Source organism: Streptomyces sp. NPDC043812 (genome assembly GCF_056436245.1).
On record NZ_JBWKCY010000003.1, the window covers coordinates 150,012 to 170,139 of the forward strand.

13 protein-coding genes are annotated in these 20,128 nt (G+C 71.2%); 1 reads left to right on the forward strand and 12 read right to left on the reverse strand.

All coding sequences use genetic code 11. The features are described from left to right. Positions 1-86: 86 nt before the first annotated feature. Together rpmA and rplU are read right to left on the reverse strand one after the other, a co-directional pair. Positions 87-341, reverse strand: a complete 255-nt coding sequence (gene rpmA / locus AC067Z_RS05735) for a 50S ribosomal protein L27 (RefSeq protein WP_010986870.1) — start codon at positions 339-341, stop codon at positions 87-89. 14 nt (positions 342-355) lie between these two features. Then, complete coding sequence (gene rplU / locus AC067Z_RS05740; protein ID WP_015033583.1) at positions 356-676, reverse strand: 50S ribosomal protein L21; 321 nt, start codon at positions 674-676, stop codon at positions 356-358. Between the two features lie 319 nt (positions 677-995). Here rplU and AC067Z_RS05745 point away from each other — a divergent pair, with 319 nt between their 5' ends. After that, positions 996-4,073, forward strand: coding sequence for a glycosyltransferase family 2 protein (locus AC067Z_RS05745; protein WP_478788186.1), 3,078 nt, complete (start codon positions 996-998; stop codon positions 4,071-4,073). An 80-nt stretch (positions 4,074-4,153) separates the two neighbouring features. Here the strand turns inward: AC067Z_RS05745 and AC067Z_RS05750 are convergent, their stop codons facing one another. From AC067Z_RS05750 to mreC, 10 genes are all read right to left on the reverse strand, one after another. Beyond that, the gene (locus tag AC067Z_RS05750) at positions 4,154-8,095 is read right to left on the reverse strand and encodes an Rne/Rng family ribonuclease (RefSeq protein ID WP_478788187.1); all 3,942 of its coding nucleotides are present in this window, start codon (positions 8,093-8,095) and stop codon (positions 4,154-4,156) included. Between the two features lie 233 nt (positions 8,096-8,328). Continuing rightward, positions 8,329-9,108 carry a TIGR03936 family radical SAM-associated protein gene (locus tag AC067Z_RS05755; RefSeq protein WP_478788188.1) on the reverse strand — a complete coding sequence of 260 codons (780 nt, stop codon included), beginning with the start codon at positions 9,106-9,108 and terminating at the stop codon, positions 8,329-8,331. Between the two features lie 121 nt (positions 9,109-9,229). Then, complete coding sequence (locus AC067Z_RS05760) at positions 9,230-10,450, reverse strand: hypothetical protein (RefSeq protein ID WP_478788189.1); 1,221 nt, start codon at positions 10,448-10,450, stop codon at positions 9,230-9,232. 15 nt (positions 10,451-10,465) lie between these two features. Next, positions 10,466-10,999, reverse strand: a complete 534-nt coding sequence (locus tag AC067Z_RS05765; RefSeq protein ID WP_478788190.1) for a GNAT family N-acetyltransferase — start codon at positions 10,997-10,999, stop codon at positions 10,466-10,468. 85 nt (positions 11,000-11,084) lie between these two features. Then, positions 11,085-13,010 (reverse strand): TIGR03960 family B12-binding radical SAM protein, encoded by a 1,926-nt coding sequence (locus AC067Z_RS05770; RefSeq protein WP_478788191.1) that lies wholly within the window; start codon positions 13,008-13,010, stop codon positions 11,085-11,087. Between the two features lie 53 nt (positions 13,011-13,063). Beyond that, positions 13,064-14,581 carry a CYTH and CHAD domain-containing protein gene (locus AC067Z_RS05775; RefSeq protein ID WP_478788192.1) on the reverse strand — a complete coding sequence of 506 codons (1,518 nt, stop codon included), beginning with the start codon at positions 14,579-14,581 and terminating at the stop codon, positions 13,064-13,066. 384 nt (positions 14,582-14,965) lie between these two features. Then, the gene (gene rodA, locus AC067Z_RS05780; RefSeq protein ID WP_478788193.1) at positions 14,966-16,165 is read right to left on the reverse strand and encodes a rod shape-determining protein RodA; all 1,200 of its coding nucleotides are present in this window, start codon (positions 16,163-16,165) and stop codon (positions 14,966-14,968) included. A 3-nt stretch (positions 16,166-16,168) separates the two neighbouring features. Continuing rightward, positions 16,169-18,331 (reverse strand): penicillin-binding protein 2, encoded by a 2,163-nt coding sequence (gene mrdA / locus AC067Z_RS05785; protein WP_478788194.1) that lies wholly within the window; start codon positions 18,329-18,331, stop codon positions 16,169-16,171. A gap of 16 nt (positions 18,332-18,347) precedes the next feature. Further along, positions 18,348-19,019 (reverse strand): rod shape-determining protein MreD, encoded by a 672-nt coding sequence (mreD, locus tag AC067Z_RS05790; protein ID WP_478788195.1) that lies wholly within the window; start codon positions 19,017-19,019, stop codon positions 18,348-18,350. A 14-nt stretch (positions 19,020-19,033) separates the two neighbouring features. After that, positions 19,034-20,083, reverse strand: a complete 1,050-nt coding sequence (gene mreC / locus AC067Z_RS05795; protein ID WP_478788196.1) for a rod shape-determining protein MreC — start codon at positions 20,081-20,083, stop codon at positions 19,034-19,036. Positions 20,084-20,128: the final 45 nt, after the last annotated feature.

The window sequence follows — 20,128 nt, forward strand, 5'->3', positions numbered from 1 at the left end:
GTACGTAAATGTCTGTCTCTCAACAGACGAAAGGCGGACCCTCTTCCCCGAACGGGAAGTGAGGTCCGCCCCTCGCGAAGAACCGATCAGGCGACCGGAACGATGTTCACGACCTTGCGGCCACGGTGCGTGCCGAACTCCACCGCACCCGCGTCCAGCGCGAACAGGGTGTCGTCCTTGCCGCGGCCGACGCCGGAGCCCGGGTGGAAGTGGGTGCCGCGCTGGCGGACCAGGATCTCACCGGCGTTGACGACCTGACCGCCGAAGCGCTTCACGCCGAGCCGCTGAGCGTTGGAGTCGCGACCGTTCCGAGTGGACGATGCGCCCTTCTTGTGTGCCATCTCTCCTCAGTCCCTTACTTCGCAGCCGCGGGGATGCCGGTGACCTTGATCGCCGTGTACTGCTGACGGTGACCCTGGCGGCGGCGGTAGCCGGTCTTGTTCTTGTAGCGAAGGATGTCGATCTTCGCGCCCTTGTGGTGGTCCACGACCTCGGCCGTGACCTTGATACCGGCCAGCACCCACGGGTCGCTGGTCACGGCGTCGCCGTCGACAACGAGCAGGGTCGAGAGCTCGACCGTGTCGCCAACCTTGGCAGTGGAAATCTTGTCAACCTCAACGATGTCGCCGACAGCAACCTTGTGCTGGCGACCACCGCTGCGCACGATGGCGTACACGCGGATCTCTCTCTCGCTCGGAACGAATCCCCTGATGCCAGCCGCTCACACGGGCCAGAGGCCCGAGATGATCCGAAGTGGACGAGCGGCCTCTCCCGGCGGACCGGGAGGGAGGTGCTCAGGAGTGGACGTGTAAGGAAACACGCCGAGGGTCAAGGTTACGGGCCGCCGCTCGGAGGGTCAAACCAGCCCGGACGCCACCACCGCCCCACCGCCGCCACCACGACACTCACATCCTGTGCGTCAGTAGGTGAAGATGAAACCTTCCTGTGTACAGTCCGTGAAAAACAGTGGGGCTGGGGCGGAAAGTGTGGGGTGGATGAAGATCAAGGTCACGGCGGTGGTCCCGACATACAACTCGGGCACCCTGATCGAACCGCTGATCGCGTCGATGCTGGGGCAGTCCATCCCGGCGAGCGAGTTCGAGGTCCTCTTCGTCGACGACGGGTCGAAGGACGGCACACCGGAGCGCCTGGAGGCCCTGGCCGCCGAGCACGAGCACTTCCGCGTGATCCGTATTCCGAACTCCGGCTGGCCCGGCCGGCCCCGCAACGTCGGCGTCGAGCAGGCACGCGGCGAGTACGTGCACTTCCTCGACCACGACGACCGCATGCCGCCCGACGCGCTGGAACGGCTCTACGAGACGGCCCGGCGCAACGGCTCGGACATCGTCATCGGCAAGACCGCGAGCAACTTCACCAAGCGCGGAGTGGCCTACGGGCTCATGAACCGGCGCCGCGAGTCGTGCACCGTCTGGAACGCGCCGCTGATAGACAGCCTCACCCCGCACAAGATGTTCCGGAGCGCCTTCCTGCGCGAGAACGGCATCGTGCACCCCGAGGGCCCCTGGATCCTCGAGGACCAGCTCTTCATGGTCCGTGCCTACCTCAAGGCGTCCGTGGTCTCGGTCCCCGGCGACCACGTCTCGTACTACTACTGGGCGCAGGACGACGAGGGGAACACCGGCACCGCCGCGTGGGACCCCCGCACCTTCTACGGCAACCTGCGGCAGGTCTTGCGGACCGTCGTCGACGGCACCGAGGCAGGGCCCCAGCGCGACCGGCTGCTCCGCCGGTTCTACCGCGTCGAGATGCTCAGCAGGCTGGGCGTCGCACCCAGGGGTGTGCAGTTCGACCCGCCGTTCACCGGCGACCCGTTCGACGTCGTGCGCGAACTGGCCGAGGAGTTCGTCACCGACGGCGTCCACGACGGCATGAACGCCGGCCAGCGCGTCCGCTCGACGCTGCTGCGGGAGAACCGCAGGGAGGCCCTGGCCGAATTCACCCGCCGTCAGCACGACCTGCGCGCCCGCTCCACGCTCACGTCCGTCACCCACAGCCGCGAACGCTTCCGCATCTCCTTCACGGCCCGCTTCGAGGAGGAGCCGGGCGGTGCGGGCCTGGTCCTGGCGCGGCGTGGCGACCGCTACTACTACGCGCCCTCCCTCACCGAAGGCGTCCTCGACGACCTGGTGGACGTGACGGACGAGCTGAAGTCCTTCAAGGCCGAGGTCCAGGTACGGCACGCGGAGAACGCGCACCTGTGGGTCCTCCCGCAGCAGCCGCGGCTCGTCCTGGAGGAGGACGGGGAGCCCGGCGCCGAGGGAATCGTGCCCGTGCGCCCGGTCCTGCACGGCACCGCCGTGCTCGACCCCCGCAGCGCCGCCGGCGGCAGCCCGCTCGACGAGGGCACCTGGGACGTCCAGATCCGGCTCAGCGGTGCGGGCTTCGACCGGTACACCCGTCTCGGCGAGTCCACGGCGCCCATGGACGCTGCCCTGGCGGACGCCCGCACGGCCGATGGGCGGCTGGTGCGGCCCGTCATGACCGGGGACGGACTGAGCCTGACCGTCACCGCCGGCACCGCCGGGCCCGAGCAGCTCGCGCCGAAGGTCAGCGTCGTCGTCCCCACCGCCGGGGCCACACCCGAGGCCGTCGAGGAGACCCTCGCCTCGTTGTCCGGGCAGTCGCTGCCCGCCGACGCCGTCGAGGTGCTCACCGTCGACGCGTCCGCGGTGCCCGCGGGCGACGCCCGCAACACCGGCATCGAGTCCGCCACCGGCGAGTACGTGCTGTTCATGGAGCCCGGCGACCGGCTCGCGCCCGAGGCGCTCGCGCGCATGTACGCGTACGGCATCGAGCACGACGCCGAGATCGTCGCGGGCAAACTGGCCGGCAAGGGCAGAGCGGTGCCGCGCGAGCTGTTCGTACGGGACCGGCCGAACGCACGGCTCGACAAGGACCCGCTTGCCGACAGCCTCTCGGCCAACAAGCTGTTCCACCGCGACCTGCTCACCGCGCACGGAATACGCTTCCCCGGCGGCGGACAGCCGCTCGCCGAGCAGGAGTTCACCGTCACCGCCCTGCTCCGGTCTGCCCGCACGGCCGTCCTCGGCAGCTACGTCTGCTACCACTACGGCCCCGCCAAGCCTGCCCCGGCGACGCCGTGGGACGAGTATTTCGCTGTGCTGCGCGGGCTGTTGAAGACCGTGGACGCGCTCACCGAGCCGGGCCCGGGGCGGGACCGGCTGCAACGTCGGTGGCTCCGCGTGGAGATGCTCGACCGGCTCAGCGGCAAGCGGCTGCTGGACCTGGACGACACCACACGCAACGAGCTGTTCCAGGGCGTCCGTTCGGTCCTCACCGCGGGAATCTCCGACAGCGCCGTGGCCGGGCTGCCCGTCTCGCGCCGACTCGCGGTCGGGCTGATCGTCGACAACCGGCCCGAGGACCTGCGGGCGCTCGCCGCCTGGGAGCACTCGGTGCTCTGCCGCCCCCGGCTGGACGGCGCGGACTGGCAGGACGACGGCACGCTGCGCATCGTCTTCACCGCCGAACTGCGTGACGCCGAGGGACCGGTGGGCGTCAGCACGTCCGACGGGGAGCGTCACACCCTCGCCCCGGTCGGGCTCACCGGAGACCTGCCGGCGCGCTTCGCGGCCGAGCCGCTCACCGGTGCCGCGGTACCCGACAAGGCGACCGCCGTCCTGATACTGCGGGAACGTTCCAACGGCGCCGAGTACCGGCTGCGTACCGAGACCGCCGTACGCCGCGACGGCGACGGCGGCCTGGCCGTCACCGGATCCGCCGCACTCGACCCGGCCACCGCGGTCGGCGGCGCGCCGCTCGGCGACGGCGTCTGGGACCTGTCCGTACGTCTCACAGCGCTGGGCTGGACCAAGTCGGCCCGGCTCGGGTCGGTGCGCGGCGAGGCGGTGACCGAACAGCCTGCGGCCGTCGCACACCCCGCGGCGCCCGATCGCCGCATCACCCCGTACTGGACGAACCCGCAGGGCGACCTGTCGCTGCGGGTCGCCGTCCCCAAGCCGCCGAAACCCGCCCCGGGCATGGCGAAGCGCCTGGTCGGCGGGGTGCTCAGGCGGGTGCGCGGCCGCTGAGCCCCGCACCCCGCACAGCAGACGGCGGTGGGCCCCACTCCTGGGAAGGAGTGGGGCCCACCGCCGTCTGCGCGTTGCCGCTACGCCTCGGTGCTGGCCGAGACTCCGGGAAGCGACGCCTGCTCGGCGGCCGCGGTGGTCTTCTTCGAGACCTTCTTCGCGGTCGTCTTCTTGGCGGTCGTCTTCTTCGCCGCGGTCTTCTTGGTCGCGGCCTTCTTCGCCGTGGCCTTCTTGGCAGTCTTGCGAGCCGCCTTCTTGGCCGCCGGAGCATCAGCCTCGGCGTCCTCCGACCCGGCCTTCGGCTGCTCCGCCTCGGACCCGGCGGAGACCACGACGACACCGGCGTCATCGGCGCCCGACGGCGAACCGGCAGGTGCAGTGACCTTGCGGGTCGCCCGGCGACGGGCGCGCGGCGGGGCGGCAACCGGGGCCTCCTCCGCGACCACGGCCGGAACCTCGGGCTCCGGCTGCGGCTCGGCGGCGGGCTCGGCCTTCACCACGGTCTCCACAGCCACCTCGGCCGGGGCCGGGGAACCGGCCGGAGCCGACACCTTGCGCGTCGCCCGGCGACGGGTGCGGCCCGTGGGGGCCGCCTCCTGGGCCTGGGCGGGCTCGGCGGGCACCTCGGGAGCGGCCTGCGGCTCGGGCGCCGCGACCGGCTCGGCCATCACCACGGCGGCCTCGGCCGCCTTCGGCGAACCGGCGGGTGCCGACACCTTGCGGGTCGCCCGGCGACGGCCACGGCCGCGCGTCGCGGCGGCCTCGGCCTCGGCCGCACTGCTGTACAGCTCCTCGTCCGGGACGAACTCGGGCGCCTCGAGAGCCACCGGAGCGGCCACCTCGGCGGCAACCTCCGCCTCGGACTCCGTCTCCTCGGCCTCGCTCTCGGCCTCGGTGCCCGTCTCCGGGTGTGCCTCGACGTGCTCGTGGGCGCCACCGCGGCCGCGCTTCTTGGAGCGCTTGCCGCCGCCACCGCCACCGGCGGTGGACGGCTGCTCCATGTGCACGATCACACCGCGGCCGTTGCAGTGGACACAGGTCTCGGAGAAGGACTCCAGCAGCCCCTGGCCGACCCGCTTGCGGGTCATCTGCACCAGGCCGAGCGAGGTGACCTCGGCCACCTGGTGCTTGGTCCGGTCGCGGCCCAGGCACTCCAGAAGTCGCCGCATCACCAGATCGCGGTTGGACTCCAGCACCATGTCGATGAAGTCGACGACGACGATGCCGCCCAGGTCGCGCAGCCGCAGCTGACGCACGATCTCCTCGGCCGCCTCCAGGTTGTTCCTGGTGACGGTCTCCTCCAGGTTGCCGCCCTGGCCGGTGAACTTGCCGGTGTTGACGTCGACCACGACCATGGCCTCGGTCTTGTCGATCACCAGCGAACCGCCGCTCGGCAGCCAGACCTTGCGGTCCAGCGCCTTCATCAGCTGCTCGTCGATCCGGTTGACCGCGAAGACGTCGACCTCGCTCGTCCACCTCTGCAGACGGTCGGCAAGGTCGGGTGCCACGTGCGAGACATAGCCGTGGATGGTCTCCCACGCCTCGTCACCGCTGACGATGACCTTGGTGAAGTCCTCGTTGAAGATGTCCCGCACGACCCGGACGGTCATGTCCGGCTCGCCGTAGAGCAGCGTCGGGGCGTTGCCGCTCTTCGCCTTCTTCTGGATCTCCTCCCACTGCGCCTGCAGACGCTCGACGTCACGGCGCAGCTCGTCCTCGCTCGCGCCCTCGGCAGCGGTGCGCACGATGACACCCGCGTCCTCGGGAACGATCTTCTTGAGGATGGTCTTCAGACGCGCGCGCTCGGTGTCGGGCAGCTTGCGGCTGATGCCGGTCATCGAGCCCTCGGGCACGTAGACCAGGTAGCGGCCGGGCAGCGACACCTGGCTCGTGAGCCGGGCGCCCTTGTGACCGATCGGGTCCTTCGTCACCTGGACCAGTACCGACTGGCCGGACTTCAGGGCGGCCTCGATACGGCGCGGGCCGTTGGCCATGCCCAGCGCCTCGAAGTTCACCTCGCCCGCGTACAGAACGGCGTTGCGGCCCTTGCCGATGTCGACGAAGGCGGCCTCCATGGACGGCAGAACGTTCTGCACCTTGCCCAGGTAGACGTTGCCGACGTAGCTGGTGGCCTGCTCCTTGTTGACATAGTGCTCGACGAGCACGTTGTCCTCGAGGACACCGATCTGGGTGCGCTCGCCGCTCTGGCGGACGACCATGACGCGCTCGACGGCCTCACGGCGCGCGAGGAACTCCGCCTCGGTGATGATCGGCACCCGGCGGCGGCCCTGCTCGCGGCCCTCGCGGCGGCGCTGCTTCTTCGCCTCCAGACGGGTCGAGCCCTTGATGGACTGGACCTCGTCGCTCGGCTCTTCCTTCTTGCGCGGCTCACGGACCTTGACGACCGTGCGCTCCGGGTCGTCGGCGCCCTGCTCGGCTTCCGTCCCCCCGTCACCGGTGCGGCGACGACGGCGGCGGCGACGGCGGCTGCTGCTGGTGCCGGCGGCCGACGGGGTCGCGGACTCGTCCTCGTCCTCTTCGTCCTCGTCGGCGGCTTCCGCCTCCTCCGAGGACTCCTCCGACTCGTCCGCGTCGGTGGCCTCACCGCGGCGACGGCGACGGCCACCGCGGCGGCGACGGCGCGAGGGCCGGTCCTCGTACTCGTCGGACTCCTCACCCGCGGCCTCTGCCTGCTCGGGCTCCTCCGCCTCCTCCTCGGCCGGGGCCTCGGCGGCGGGGGTCTCCACGGGCTCGGCGGCCTCACCGCGACGGCGGCGGCGACGGCGGCCGGAGGGCTCGGGAGCCGCGGGCGCGGCGGCCTCGACGATCTCCTCGTCCTCCTCCGGCTCGGGCTCCGGGGTCACGGCCGCTGCCGCGGCGGCGGCAGCCGTCTCCGGGGTCTGGAACATGGGCTCGGTGAAGACCGGGGCCTGGAAGGTGGGGACGGCGGGCCGACCGCCACGGCGTCCCCGCCCGGGTGCCTCGTCCTCCTCCGCCTGGGCGGCGGAGGGCTGCTGCGCGGTGAACTGGGGCGAGGCGGCACGGCGGCGCGTACGGCCGCGGGTCGCGGCCTTCTCGGCAGCGGCGACCTTGGCCTCGTCGGCGGCGATCTGCTCGGCGATGCCCTCGGGCAGGCTCTCGCCCGCCTCGATGCCGTCCTCGTCGGACACGGCGGGGACGGCGACCTTGCGGGTGGCGCGGCGGCGCGACCGCGGCGCCGGGGCCTCGGACTCGGACGCCTCTGCGGCCTCCGGCTGCTCCTCGGAAACGGTCTCGGTCCCGGCAGCTGTCTCCACTGCCTTCGGCGCTCCGGCCGGCGCGGAGGCACGGCGGCGCGCACGGCGCGGCGCGGGGGTCTCGGCGACGACGGGCTCGGGAGCCTCGGCGCCTTCCTCGGTCTCGTCCGTCTCGTCGGTCACAGCGGGCTCGGCGGCCTGCGGCGCACCGGCCGGAGCGGTCGCCTTACGCGTCGCACGACGACGCGTGCGGGGGGCGGGAGCCTCGTCCTCGACGGGCTCGGCGCTCTCCACAGCAGCCTCCGGCGCACCGGCCGGAGCCGTCGCCTTACGCGTCGCACGACGACGCCCACGGGGGGCGGGAGCCTCGTCCTCGACGGGCTCGGCGCTCTCCACAGCAGCCGCCTCGGCAGCCTCCGGCGCACCGGCCGGAGCCGTCGCCTTACGCGTCGCACGACGACGCGCACGGGGGGCCGGAGCCTCGCCCTCGGCGCTCTCCACAGCAGTCGGCTCGGCAGCCTCCGGCGCACCGGCCGGAGCCGTCGCCTTACGCGTCGCACGACGACGCCCACGCGGCGCCGGAGCCTCGCCCTCGGCGCTCTCCACAGCAGTCGGCTCGACAGCCGCCTGCGTGACCTGCTCCGTTTCGGCAGCTCCTGCGGCCACCGGGGGGCCCGCCGGACGCGACGCGGCGCGGCGCCTGCGGCGCGGCAGCAGGTCGCTGGGCGATCCGTTGTCTTCGTTGTCGTTGTTCCCGGCGGTGCCGGGTTCGTTCTGCTCGAGCATGCGGGCGGTTCTCCCGTCGCGCTCCCGGGCGCCGCGTCTGGTTCCGGTACGGCCGCGGCCCGCGTGATGTGCGCGGTGCCGCCGTCCGGGGCGCGGGCGCCGCACGGGAGCTGATGTCTGGCTCGCCGGTTCCGTACGCGATGTACGCACGGCCTGGCGAAAGTCTCCTGTGTCAATGCGCGGCCCGACCCAGGTGGCTCCCGAGTGCAAGAGCCGCGCTACGACGACCGTCCTTACGCGGCGGGACCTTCCGGCGCCGTCGCAGAAGCGGTCCCGGCGGCCGTGGGTGTAGCGGCCGGGGCTGCCTCGCGGTCGGGCGCGAGCGGGTCGGTCACCGTGCCGGACTCCTCGTCGAAGAGCCCCTGCGCCAGCCTGGTCACCGCTGCGGGGACCGGCGGCGCCAGGTCGGCCACAGCTCGGAGACCGGACAGGACGTCGTCGGGTCGAACGGCAGGTGTCACGTGCCGAACAACCAGCCGCAGTATCGCACAGGGCCCGTCCCCCGGCCTATCAGGCTGTGGACGACCCGCCTCGAGGCCGGCAACGGCACCCCGTGCGTCGAAGGTCCGCATCCCGTTCTTCGTCCTTCGCTGGACCTCGACGGTCTCGGCCGCGAGGAACGCGGCTACGGCCGTCTCGGCGGCGTCGGGTTCGACACCGTCCAGCAGCAGCTCCCACACGGATGCGGTGAGCCGGTCGGCGAGACCCGAGGTGTGGGCCTCGACGGCGTCGGTGATGTCGAGCCCGCCCGGCAGCGACTCGTCGAGCAGCTCGCGCAGCTTGTCGGGGTCGCGGTGCTCGGTGAGGGCGATCTCCAGATACTCGGCCTCGCTGCCCGTGCCGGTGGGCGCGGCATTGGCGTACGACACCTTCGGGTGCGGGGTGAAGCCCGCCGAGTACGCCATGGGCACCTCGGCGCGCCGCAGCGCCCGCTCGAAGGCGCGCTGGAAGTCGCGGTGGCTGGTGAACCGGAGGCGGCCGCGCTTGGTGTAGCGCAGTCGGATGCGCTGCACCGCAGGTGCGGGCGGCGGGCCTTCGGGCTGTCGCTTGCCCAGTGGTTCTTCTCCTCGGTGCGGAGCGGGCGCGGGTGGCGCCGCTCTCGGACGTGCGGGGGTTCCCTCGGGGCCGGCCGGCTCACCCCCGCTTGCGCAGGGAGATCTCGGTCTCGGCCGCCGCGCCGGGAACGGTCTGTGGTTGTTGCGCTCCTCCCAGGTTACGCGCCTGTCGGGGCATGCCGGTCACAGGCTCGGGCTGGTGCGACCTGGCGGCCAGGGCGCGCCAGGCATCGCGCCGTGCCCGGCGGACCGTGTCGCGTGCGGATGCGAGTGCGGCACGCGCCGCGCGTCCCGCCTCCACGGCCACCTTCCTGGCCGGGCGCCAGACGGCGTCGCGCACGAAATGCCCGACCGGGGTGCAGACACTGCGGTAGAACCACCGGGCGGGACGCCCGGCCAGATTCCACGCGAGCCACTTCAGCCCGCGGCCGACGGCGCGCGAGAGGTAGCCCGCGATACGCCAGGCGACCTGGAAGGCGGCCACGATCTCCCGGGCGACCGGCACGAGGACACGCCGCCACAACCAGCTGACAGGGGCGACGAGCAGGATCGTGACCAGCTGGACGACCGCTGCCCACAGTCCACGGCAGACGACGGCGATACCGCGGCCGAGCGGGCCGAGCAGCCACCGGTGGATCCACAGCGCCGGCACGACCAGCCCGTAGTGCACCAGCGGCACCACCACGTAGCGCCACAGCGCCACCCACGGCCAGTAGAACAGCGCCTTGGCGAGCCAGGTCAGCACGGTCGCGACACCACGGCCCAGCCATGTCAGCAAGGTCGCAATGCCACGGCCCAGCCACGAGAGCACAGTCGCAATGCCGCGGCCGAGCGGGGCGAGGAGCGTGCGGTAGGTCCACAGGAGCGGCGCGACGACGACGTTCTGCACGAGCCAGGTGAGGCCGTGGCCGAGCGGAGTGAGCAGCCACCGGTAGGCCCACAGCGCCGGCACGACCAGCCCGTAGTGCACCAGCGGCACCACCGCGTAGCGCCACAGCCCCACCCACGGCCAGTAGAACAGCGTCTTGCCGACGATCACGGCGAGCCAGGTGAGGCCGAGTGCGACCGGCGTGAGCACCTTCTCGAACACCCAGGCCAGCGCCCGGCCCATCGGCGCCAGCAGCGTCCGCCGGACGAACCGGCCGCAGACGACGAGAAGGTCCCACACCATGCGCACGGGGACGACGAGCACCAGCACAACGATCCGCACCGGGATCCTGACGACGGTGGTCAGGCACCCCTCGCCGCCCTCGTACGGCAGGGGCGGGTCCGGTGTGTGCTCGCGCTTGTCCAAGTCCATGTCAGACATGACGCACTACAGGCCCGTTCGGATCCAGTACCTGCGCTTTCCCGCCCGCACGTCCTCCAGGACACCGCCGTTCGCCTCGATCACCCTGCGCGAACCGGTGTTGTCGCTGTCGCACGTCACGAGGGCGGAGGCGATGCCGAGTTCACGGACGCGGGGCAGGGCGTCCCGGAGCATGGCGGTGGCGTGGCCGTGCAGGCGGGCCCCGGGGCGTACCGCGTAGCCGATGTGCCCGCCGAGTTCGAGCAGGAACGGGGTGAGGCGGTGTCTGATCGCGAGCCGCCCGAGCCAGGTGTCGCCGTCGACGTACCAGAGCACCGTGTGCGGGACCCAGCCCTCGGGCAGGGGGCCGTCCTCCAGCGTCTCCGTCCTCAGGCGCGCCACGTAGGCGGCGAACACCTCGGGCCGGTGCCACAGTTCGCCGAACTCGGCGAGCTCGTGATCGAACACCGCGTGCTCGTAGGAGCCTCCGCGCGCGAACTCCGCCATTCCGGCGAGGAAAGAGGCGTGGACACGGGCATCGGGGGCGATGAGCTGCGGCATCGCGCCAGTGTGCCGGGACGGACGAAGGCCCGGCCACGGATTTCCCGTGGCCGGGCCCTCCCCCGAGCCTCTCCCGGCGGGTGCGCTACTTGACGACCGTCAGCGGCAGCAGTTTCTTGCCCGTAGGGCCGATCTGGATGTGGGTGTCCATCTGCGGGCAGACCCCGCAGTCGAAGCACGGAGTCCAGCGGCAGTCCTCGACCTCGGTCTCGTCGAGCGCGTCCTGCCAGTCCTCCCAGAGCCAGTCCTTGTCGAGACCTGAGTCCAGGTGGTCCCAGGGCAGGACCTCCTCGTACGTACGCTCACGCGTCGTGTACCAGTCGACGTCGACGCCGAAGTCCGGCAGCGTCTTGTCGGCGCATGCCATCCAGCGGTCGTACGAGAAGTGCTCGCGCCAGCCGTCGAAGCGGCCGCCGTCCTCGTAGACGGCGCGGATGACGGCGCCGACGCGGCGGTCACCGCGCGAGAGCAGGCCCTCGACGATGCCGGGCTTGCCGTCGTGGTAGCGGAAGCCGATCGAGCGGCCGTACTTCTTGTCGCCGCGGATCTTGTCGCGCAGCTTCTCGAGCCGGGCGTCCGTCTCCTCGGCGCCCAGCTGCGGCGCCCACTGGAACGGCGTGTGCGGCTTGGGCACGAAGCCACCGATGGACACGGTGCAGCGGATGTCGTTCTGGCCGGAGACCTTGCGGCCCTCGGCGATGACCTTGACCGCCATGTCGCCGATCTGGAGCACGTCCTCGTCGGTCTCGGTCGGCAGGCCGCACATGAAGTACAGCTTCACCTGGCGCCAGCCGTTGCCGTACGCCGTGGAGACGGTCCGGATCAGGTCCTCTTCCGAGACCATCTTGTTGATGACCTTGCGCATGCGCTCGGAGCCGCCCTCGGGGGCGAAGGTCAGACCGGAGCGGCGGCCGTTCCTCGTCAGCTCGTTGGCCAGGTCGACGTTGAACGCGTCGACGCGGGTCGAGGGGAGGGACAGACCGATCTTCTCCTCCTCGTAGCGGTCGGCGAGGCCCTTGGCGATGTCGCCGATCTCGCTGTGGTCCGCGGAGGAGAGGGAGAGGAGGCCGACCTCCTCGAAGCCGGTCGCCTTGAGACCCTTGTCGACCATGTCGCCGATGCCGGTGATGCTTCGCTCCCGCACGGGGCGCGTGATCATGCCGGCCTGGCAGAAGCGGCAGCCGCGGGTGCAGCCGCGGAAGATCTCGACGGACATCCGCTCGTGGACGGTCTCGGCGAGCGGGACCAGCGGCTGCTTGGGGTAGGGCCACTCGTCGAGGTCCATGACGGTGTGCTTGGACACCCGCCACGGGACACCGGACCTGTTGGGCACGACGCGGCCGATGCGTCCGTCGGGCAGGTACTCGACGTCGTAGAAGCGCGGCACGTACACGTTGCCGGTCCGCGCCAGACGGAACAGCACCTCGTCGCGTCCGCCGGGGCGCCCCTCGGCCTTCCACGCACGGATGATCGTGGTCATGTCGAGCACGGCCTGCTCGCCGTCGCCGATGACCGCGCAGTCGATGAAGTCCGCGATCGGCTCGGGATTGAACGCGGCGTGACCGCCGGCGAGCACGATCGGGTCGTCGAGGGTGCGGTCCTTGGCCTCCAGCGGAATGTCCGCGAGATCCAGGGCCGTGAGCATGTTGGTGTAGCCCAGCTCGGTGGAGAAGCTGAGCCCGAAGACGTCGAACGCCTTGACCGGGCGGTGGCTGTCCACGGTGAACTGCGGGACCTGGTGCTCGCGCATCAGCTCCTCGAGGTCCGGCCACACGCTGTACGTGCGCTCGGCGAGGACGCCCTCGCGCTCGTTCAGTACCTCGTAAAGGATCATGACGCCCTGGTTGGGCAGTCCGACCTCGTATGCATCCGGGTACATGAGCGCCCAGCGGACGTCGCAGGCGTCCCAGTCCTTGACGGTGGAGTTGAGCTCTCCGCCGACGTACTGGATGGGCTTCTGAACGTGCGGGAGAAGCGCTTCCAGGCGTGGGAAGACCGACTCGACAGGCATCGTGGTGTCTCTCGTGAGCGGGCAGGGGGTGACCATCAAGCGTACCCCGATGCTCACCCGCTCAGCGCCGCCCGCAGTTCCGGGGCCGACGCCCCGGCCCACACCTTCGGCAGTTCCGCCTCGCACTCGGCGCCCCGCGCCTCCTCCTGGCCGTACAGCAGCCCCCACGTGAAGGCGCTCTCGCCCGCCGCGTGAGCATCCACGGCGAGGGCCCGCAACGCGTCGCGGGCGACGACGCTGTCCTGGTGGTCACCGAGGACCTGCTGCACGGTCTTCATCCGCTTCGCGAAGCGCCGTGCGGGCCGGCCGAGCGCCGGTGTCGCCGCCTCGGCCGCGTAACGGACCCGCTTGGCCGCCTTGCGCGCGTCGTGCAAGGCGTGATCGCGTTCCTCACCGGCCGGCAGGGACAGTGCGTGGTCGATCCGGTCCGACAGCCGCCGGTAGTCCTTGAGCACAGCGTCCGGCAGCGCCGCGTCGGCCGCCTTGCCGGCGGCCTTCAGCAGCGGGGGGTCCGCGAGGAGGGCGTCGAGGGAGGCGAGGAGGCTCAGATAGCGGTCGCCGTCGAGCGCGGCGATCGCGGTGCCGCGCGCGTCCGCGGCACCGGCGACGGACCATGTCCGCAGCCGTGCGGCGACCGGGCCGAGGAGCAGCGTGCCGGGGATCTTCTCGATGCGGGAGTGGATCCCCTCGGCGAGGACCTCCTGGTCGCGGGCGGCGCCCAGTTCGCCGGCGAGCCATTTGAGCTCGTCGATGAAGGGCTGCGTGACGTCGCGGTCGACGATCTTCCGGTACGTGCGCAGTGCGCTGCGCAGCCGGCGGGTGGCGACGCGCATCTGGTGCACGGCGTCGGGCACGTCCCTGCGGACGCCGGGGTCGTGCGCCGCGAGCGCGTCGGCCTGTTCGCGGAGGTAGGCGAGGATGTGGTCGCCCGCGGTGCGGGGCGCCCGCTCTTCGGGGCGCGGCTGAGGTGCGGCTCCTGTTTCGCCGAGGGCGCGGGCGAGCTTCGAGGGCGCGGCGGACTCGCGGATCCCGGCCTTGCGGAGCTTCTTGTCCACTGCGTCGAGGAAGGCGGGGTCACCGCCGTCCGCGAGCTCGACCTCGATCTCGTCCCAGCGGGCGGTGCGTTCGTCGTCCCGCAGCCGCTGCGCGCGCACCTCGTCACGGCTCACCTCGGCGAGCAGGGCGCCGTCGGCGCCGAGCAGATGGTGCACCTCGCGGGAGGAACGCAGGCGCACCAGGGGCACGAGCGCGGCGTCCCGGGTGTGGACACGCACGAGCGCCGCCAGCTCGCCGGGCACGCGGTCGGACAGCGGGGAACTGATCTCGTCGCGGACTCCAGGGGCGACGGGAAGCTTGAGATGCCAGCCTGCGTCCGCCCCGCCGGTCCTGCGGCGCAGGGTGACGGAGGCGGCGGCGAGCCGTAGATCGTCGGTGTCGTAGTAGACGGCGTCGAGTGCCGCGACGCCCCGGTCCTCGACGTCGACGACCCCGGACACCCGTGTCAGATCCGGCAGCCGGACGTCGGGGGTGGCTTCGTACTTCCGCTCGATCTCGCGCTTCGTGTCCGCCATGACCCGAACTTAGTCGCCGACAGGGCTCCGCGGCAGTGCGCCGGGGCGGGACAGGGGCGTTTCGCCGCCCCTGCCCCGCCCGGCCCGCGCGACCGACGCGGCTAGGTCCTGTCCGGGCGATCTTCGAGGATCAGCCCGCGGCGTCAGATGCATGGGCCCTCCCCCGGCCCGCCAGGGCCGAGGGGACGCATCGCAAGGCGGTGGGGGCACCACCCGGCCGCCAGGCCGGGGGAGATCGTCCTCGTACTGGATGTACTTGGGCGACTTTGACAACACAGCGTGGGGGTACTCCCCCTGGCTCCGCCGGGGGGACCCCCACCGGCCGAAGGCTGGGGGAATGCCGTAGCCGGCGTCGCGGGCCCGAGAAGATCGCCCGGACAGGACCTAAGCCCCTATCGGCTTCTGCACACGGATCGACTGGAGGAGGCCCACCGCTATCCAGACGGCGAACATCGATGTGCCTCCGTACGACACGAACGGCAGTGGCAGGCCGGCCACCGGCATGATGCCCATCGCCATACCGATGTTCTCGAAGGCCTGGAAGGCGAACCAGGCGATGATCCCGGCCGCGACGATCGTGCCGTACAGCTCGGTCGTCTCGCGCGCGATGCGGCAGGCGCGCCACAGCACGACGCCGAGCAGCGCGAGGATCAGGCCCGCGCCGAGGAAGCCCAGTTCCTCTCCGGCGACGGTGAAGATGAAGTCGGTCTGCTGCTCGGGCACGAACTGGCCCGAGGTCTGGTGCCCGTTGAACAGGCCCGCGCCGTACAGGCCGCCGGAACCGATCGCGATGCGCGCCTGATTGGTGTTGTAGCCGACGCCGGCCGGGTCGAGCTCGGGGTTGGCGAACGCGGCGAAGCGGTTGATCTGGTACTCGTCGAGCAGCCCGAGCGCGGTCACCAGCACGGCACCCGCGGCGCCCGCGCCGATGAGCCCGAGGATCCACCGGTTGGAGGCGCCCGAGGCGAGCAGGACACCGAGCACGATCACGGCCATGACCATCACCGAGCCGAGGTCCGGCATCAGCATGACGATCGCCATGGGCAGTACGGCGAGGCCGAGGGACTTGGCGACCGTGCGGTGGTCGGGATGGACCAGGTCGCCCGCGTCGACGCGTGCCGCCAGCAGCATCGCCATCCCGAGGATGATCGTGACCTTCACGAACTCGGAGGGCTGGAGGGACAGTCCGCCGATGACGAGCCAGGCGTGCGCGCCGTTGATGGTCGCGCCGAGCGGGGTGAGCACCAGCAGGACGAGCACCACGGAGAGCCCGTACAGGATCGGCACCGCGCCGCGCAGGGTGCGGTGGCCGAGCCAGATCGTCCCGGCCATCAGGGCGAAACCGATCCCGATGTTGATGCTGTGCCGCAGCAGGAAGTGGTGCGGGTCGCCGTTGTTGAGTTCGGTGCGCCCGCGGGTCGCCGACCACACCAGCAGCGTGCCGATGAACGACAACGCGAGCGCCGAGAGAAGCAGCGGCCAGTCGAGCCTGCGCACGATCGAGTCGCGGGCACTGAGTTGCGACCACAGACCACCGCGCTCGGGGCCGTATCCGGAGACGGAGAAGCCGCCTGCGCCTGTCATGTCTCAGTCCCTCCGTGCAAGCGCGGCCGCGAGCACTTGTTCGTTCTTCGGCTTCGGAGGGACGTAGGGCCTGATCTCCGGGGCGTCGATCGAGCCGTCCGGGGAGATCTTGGGCAGGCTCTTCTGCGGCTTGGGCAGCAGGGCCCGCTTCAGGTCCTGGTTGCCCTCCTTGTCCAGGCCGTACATCGCGTCGTAGATGTTGCGCACTGCGGGACCTGACGCGCCGGAGCCCGTACCACCCTGGGAGATCGTCATGACGATCGTGTAGTCGTCGGTGTAGGTCGCGAACCACGAGGTGGTCTGCTTGCCGTAGACCTGGGCGGTGCCGGTCTTGGCCCGCATCGGGATCTTGTCCTGCGGCCAGCCGCCGAACCGCCAGGCGGCGGTGCCGCCGGGCTCGACCACGGAGCGCAGGCCCTTGTCGAGGTCACTGATGGTTTCGGCGCCGACCGGCAGCTTGCCGTGGGGCTTGGGCTTGATCTCCTCGATCCTCTTGCCGTCGGGGCTGATCACGGCCTTGCCGATGGTGGGGTTGTAGAGGGTGCCGCCGTTGCTGATGGCGGCGTAGGCGGTGGCCATCTGGATGGGGGTGACGAGTACGTCGCCCTGGCCGATGGCGAAGTTGATGCTGTCGTAGGCCTTCAGCTGATTGCCTTCGAGGCAGCTCTCGTAGGCGATCTGCTCGACGTAGCTGCCGCCCTTCTTGCCCTGCTTGCACCAGGAGTCCTTGTTGGCCTCCCAGAACTTCTTCTTCCACTCGCGGTCGGGGATGCGGCCGGTCACCTCGTTCGGCAGATCGATGCCGGTCTCGGAGCCGAGTCCGAAGTCATGGGCGGTCCGGTAGAACCAGTCGTGGGCGTTCTTGTTCGGCTTGAGGCCGCCGTCGCGCTGCCACTCCTGGTGGCCGAGGGCGTAGAAGACGGTGTTGCACGAGAACTTGAGGGCGTCGCCGAGGGAGATGGGGCCGTGCCCCTGGGACTCGAAGTTCGCGAAGCTCCGGCTGCCGAGGCTGTAGGAACTGCTGCAGTTGTAGCGGCCGTCGAAGGGGTGCCCGCCGCGCACGGCCGCGCTCGCCGACACCACCTTGAAGATGGAGCCGGGGGCGGCCTGGCCCTGGATGGCCCGGTTGAGCAGCGGGTAGTTGGAGCCCTTGCCGGTGAGCTTGGCGTAGTCCTTGCCGGAGATGCCGCCCACCCAGGCGTTGGGGTCGTAGTCGGGCTGGGAGGCCATCGCGACGACGCGGCCGGTCCTGGACTCCATGACGACGACGGCGCCCGCGTCGGCCTCGTACCTGCGGCCGGTGACCTTGTCGGTCGTCTGCCGGACGAGTTTCATCGCCTGGTGGAGCTCGCGCTCGGCGACGGACTGGACCCGGGCGTCGATGCTGGTGACGACGTTGGAGCCGGGCACGCCCGGGTCCGACTCGGTCTGGCCCATGACGCGGCCGAGCTTGTCGACCTCGTACGACGTGACGCCTGCCTTGCCGCGCAACTGCTTGTCGTAGGTGCGCTCCAGGCCCGAGCGGCCGACCTGGTCCGAGCGCAGATACGGCGAATCGGTGTCCTTGGCCTCCTGGATCTCCTCGTCGGTGACGGGCGACAGATACCCGAGTACCTGCGAGGTCCGGGCCTTGACGGGGGCGGTGTAGCGGCGGACGGCGGTGGGCTCCGCGGTGATGCCGGGGAAGGCCTCGGAACTCTCCCGGATCTGCAGTGCCTGCTGCGTGGTTGCCTCGTCGGTGACCGGGATCGGCTGGTACGGGGAGCCGTTCCAGCAGGGCTGCGGGGTCTCGGAGTCGCAGAGCCTGACCTTGTCCATGACCTCCTTCGGCTTCATGCCGAGGACACCGGCGAGCCGGGTGAGGACGGCCTTCCCGTCGTCCTTCATCTTCATCAGCTCGGTGCGGGACGCGGAGACCACGAGGCGGGTCTCGTTGTCGGCGAGCGGAACGCCGCGGGCGTCGAGGATCGAGCCGCGTACGGCGGGTGAGACGACCCGCTGCACATGGTTGCCGCTCGCCTCGTCGGCGTACTCGTCGCCGTTGCGGATCTGGAGATACCAGAGGCGGCCGCCGAGGGTGAGCAGAAGGGAAAAGACGAGTACCTGGATGATGACGAGTCGGATCTGGACCCTGGGGGTCCGCCCGGTCTCCGGAATGTTGCTCACGCTGCTGCCCCCTCGGTCACAGTCGCTTGACTCCCTTGATGCGGCCGGCCCTCGCCGCCCGCGACCTGGCCGCCTTGATCCGCAGCCCGCTGCGCTGGGCGCCGATCCGCAGACCGGTGCCCGCGGACAACCAGCCGGAGGCGACATCGCTGCCGGTGCCGCTCTGGTTCTCGGCGAGCGGATCGTTGTCGCTGCGTCTGGCCAGCCACATGATCAGCGGGACGGTGAAGGGTGCCAGCACCAGGTCGTAGACGGCTGCGGTGAACAGCAGGCTGCCGAGGCCGACATGGCGGGCGGCGGTGTCGCCGACGAGGGCGCCGACACCCGCGTAGAGCAGGGTGGAGCCGATCGCGGCGGCGACGACCACGACCATGGGGCCGGTGGCCGAGCGCAACTGCTGCCCGTTGTCGGGACGGACCAGGCCGGCGAGATAGCCGATGACGCACAGGACAAGGGCGTACCGGCCGGCGGCGTGGTCGGCGGGGGGTGCGAGGTCGGCGAGCAGACCGGCGCCGAACCCGATGAAGGCGCCGGCCACATGGCCGTACACCATGGCGAGGCCGAGGACGGTGAGCAGCATGAGGTCCGGAACGGCCCCGGGCAGCTGGAGCCGGGCGAGAACGGTGACCTGGACGACGAGGGCGACCACGACCAGGGTCGTGGAGAGCAGCATCCGGTTGAATCGCATGAACGGATCAGCTCCTAGTGCTCGTCGCTCTGGCCGTCGGGGTCCGCGTCGTCCGGTGGTGGATCCTGCCCGGTGTCCTGCGCCTGCCCGTTGTCCTGGTCCTGGCCGTCGGCCTGTCCCTGCGCCTGGCCCTGCTCCTCGTCGCTGCCGGGGACACCGGGGGTGACGGTCACGGTCACCGTGGGCGTCGGCCGCGGCTTCTCGGGCTTGGGCGGCAGCACCGTGTCACGCGGGTTGTCGCGGGGTGCCTGGACGACGACGCCGACGATGTCGAGCTTGCTGAAGCCGACGAACGGGCGGACGGAGACGTTGCGGGTGAGGTCGCCGCCCGCGGGGTCGACCCGGACGACCTCGCCGACCGGGACGCCGGGCACGAAGGGCCTGTTGGCCTGCGAGCCGAAGGTGACCAACCGGTCGCCCTTCTTGACCTTGGCCTTTCCGTTGAGCAGCTGGACGAGGAGCGGCCGGTCGCCCTGGCCGGTCGCGAAGCCCAGTTCGTTGCTCTTCTCCATCCGGGTACCGACGGTGAAGTCGGGGTCGTTGGCGAGCAGGACCGTCGAGGTTCCGGGGCCGACGGTGGTGACGCGGCCGACGAGCCCGTCGCCGTTGATCACGGTCATGTCGCGCCGGATGCCGTCGTTCGAGCCGATGTCGATGGTCACCGTCCAGGAGAAGCCCTGGGCCGCCCCTATGGCGATGACCTCGGCGCCCTTGATCCCGTACTGGCCGGCCGCCGCCGTACGGATCAGACCGTCCAGTTCGCGCAGCCGGCTGCGGTTGCGGTCGTCGCTGCCGAGGCGCTGTTTGAGCTCCGCGTTCTCCCGCTCCAGTTCGCTGATGCGGTCGTGCCGCTCACCGGAGTCGCGTACGGCGCCGATCGCGTTGCCGATCGGGTCGACGGCTGCCGCGACGCCGTTCTCGACGGGGCCGAAGGCCGAGGCCGCGGCCTGACGGGCTCCGTCGACCGGTGACTCCTCGCCGCCGCGGATGTCCACCGTGATCAAGGCGAACGCGATGGCGATCAGCAGCACCAGGAGCAGCCGGCTCTCTCGTGTGTCCCTCACGTGCGGCGGCCGTGCCTTCCTCGTTGGAATGGTGTTGTCGGTGGA